Source organism: Candidatus Izemoplasma sp. (assembly GCF_982632705.1).
On record NZ_CEXEES010000103.1, the window covers coordinates 1 to 2,685 of the forward strand.

Sequence of the window (2,685 nt, forward strand, 5' to 3'; positions counted from 1 at the left end):
TTAATAGACAATCCAATCATATTATTATTTATATTAATTGGAATTGGGGTTACTGTTGTAGCTTCAACAAAATACTTAGAAGAATATGGGTTAAATAGACAATTAAGACTGAAACAAAGAAGCATGAGAATTAAAGGAGAGGTAGTAAGAAGTAAGAAATCGTTACTTGGTGCTTTAGCACTTGCCCCTACATTCCTTTTTGTTCTTGGAATTTTTGTTGCAGCAAATATTGGTTCAGAAGACATAGGACAATTTATTACAGTGAGATCAAGCGATGATATACTACAAATATTTGAAAACTATCAAGAACAAACGCAAACATATTCAAACGGATGGTTTAGAAATGATGTATTGTTTGCTACGGATGACTCTGTAGGTTCACCAGAAATGGAATTTGATGGAGATGCTCAAACTGACGATCAAGGTTCAGGTAGTGATGATTATTCAGGACCGAATAACCAAGTTGATGGTGTAGACGAGTTAGATATTGTTGTAACAGATGGAAAATACATATACACAATGCATGGCGCTGCTATTCAAATTACACTAGCATATACTGTTGAAAACGGTATTGATAATTTTGGGTTATTTGATGAAATCACATATGAACAAGATTTTGATTCTTGTGAATCAAAAGCATTATACCCTGTAGGTATGTATGCATATAATGATTACGACGTTGAGGGAGATGGACGTTTAATCGTTATCACAAGTGAATATAACAATTACAATTATAACTGCCTTGAAGACGGAGAATACGTTGATTGGTATGAAAGAAATAACAGTAACAATGTAAAAGTAATGGTTTATGATTCAGAGAATGACTTTGAATTATTAGAAGAATACTCTTTAAATGGATATTACACTGGAACTAGAAGAATTGGTGATGAATTATATGTAATCACTAATAAATATCTACCATTTTATGAAGAAGATATCAATATAGATGAGTATTTACCTTATTACGAAGTAAATGGAATTAAAACTACGACACGTTATGAAGATATCGTATATGTAAATGGTACTAGTCCAAATACATTCACATCATTCTTTGGAATCAACTTAAAAACTACTAAAGTAGATATGGAAGTTGTACTTGGAGATAATGGTTATAATTTATATGTATCTGATGAGAACATGTACTTAGTAGGTAGTGTTTATTACTGGTTTGATGCAACTTCAGATGATGATGCTATTTACCAACATAGAACTGCAATTATGAAAGTATCTATTGATAACGCAGAAGTTGAGTTTGATGCTATCGGATATATTGAAGGATATACATTAAATCAATTTAGTATGGATGAGCATGATGACCATTTAAGAATTACCACTACAAGCGGTTGGTGGGGAGAAGACATAAATAATAGACTATATGTATTAGATGAAGATTTAGAAGTAGTTAGTGTACTTGAAAATTTAGGTCATGTAGGAGAAACTATTAAATCTACTAGATTTAGTGGAGATTATGGATACTTAGTTACATTTGAACAAACTGATCCATTCTATGTAATTGATTTATCTGATCCATTAAACCCAGAAGTTGTTGGTGAATTAGAAATACCTGGATTCAGTTCATATTTACAACCTTTAAATAACGATTACATGTTAGGTATTGGATTTACTGCTGATAACGAAGGTAGAATTGATGGTATGAAATTAGATATCTATGATATAAGCGACAAAACAGTTGATCCAACAGTGTTTGATTCTGTAGAATTCAAATACGCAGATTTTGGTTGGGTATGGAGTTCTGTTACCTACAATCATAAAGATTTACTAATAGACTTAGGTAAAGGTATTATTGCATTCCCATTCTCTTCTCATGATTACTCAGAAGAAGAAGGTTATACATATAAATCAGGAATCATGATGTATAACTTAGATTTAGAAAATGGATTTAGTGATACATATTCATTTATTGAACATGAAGAAAATAGTGATGAATACGTAAATGTATATAAAGCGCAATTCATCTCAGATTACTTATATACTATCAGTAACAAATATGTAGCTGTATCTCTAATAGATAACCCAACGGTTATTCTTAAAACACAGAATGTGTTAAGACAAGAAAACTATTACTACTGGGGATTCTGGGGTATGGAAGACGATGTAATGATAGATTAAATTAAAAAGCCTAGATTTCTAGGCTTTTTCTTTATGTGCTTCTTTTTTAACTGATTCACTAACTTCATATGCTACTCGCTTATCAAATGGACTAGGGATAATATAATCAGTACTTAGTTCATCATCTGTGATAATAGATGCAATTGCTTTGGCAGCTGCCATTTTCATTGCTTCTGTGATGTTTTTAGTCCTTGCATCTAATGCTCCTCTGAATAGTCCAGGGAACGCCAGTACGTTGTTGATTTGGTTAGGATAATCACTTCTACCAGTACCCATTACATATGCTCCAGCGCTAATTGCGTCTTCATATGATATTTCTGGGTTTGGATTTGCCATGGCGAAGATAAATGGTTTATCATTCATTGATTTTATCATATCTTTAGAGATAATATTTGCGACAGAAACTCCGACAAATACATCGGCATCTACCATAATGTCTGATAGTGTTGCTTTTTCTGATTTTGGATATGAAATAATGTTGTCGTCTATTAATTCTTTTAATAGGAACTTGTAGTTATCATACAAGTCTTTGTTTACTACACCCTTACGGTTATA

2 protein-coding genes are annotated in these 2,685 nt (G+C 32.0%); one reads left to right on the forward strand and one right to left on the reverse strand.

Annotated elements, in window-relative coordinates:
* Nucleotides 1-2,130, forward strand: a 2,130-nt coding sequence (locus AC2LE6_RS08830; protein ID WP_484478893.1) for a beta-propeller domain-containing protein, incomplete at its 5' end; no start/stop codon positions are given.
* An 18-nt stretch (nt 2,131-2,148) separates the two neighbouring features.
* Here the strand turns inward: AC2LE6_RS08830 and AC2LE6_RS08835 are convergent.
* Nucleotides 2,149-2,685 (reverse strand): malic enzyme-like NAD(P)-binding protein (locus AC2LE6_RS08835; protein ID WP_484478894.1); only part of this gene is annotated, 537 nt, incomplete at its 5' end.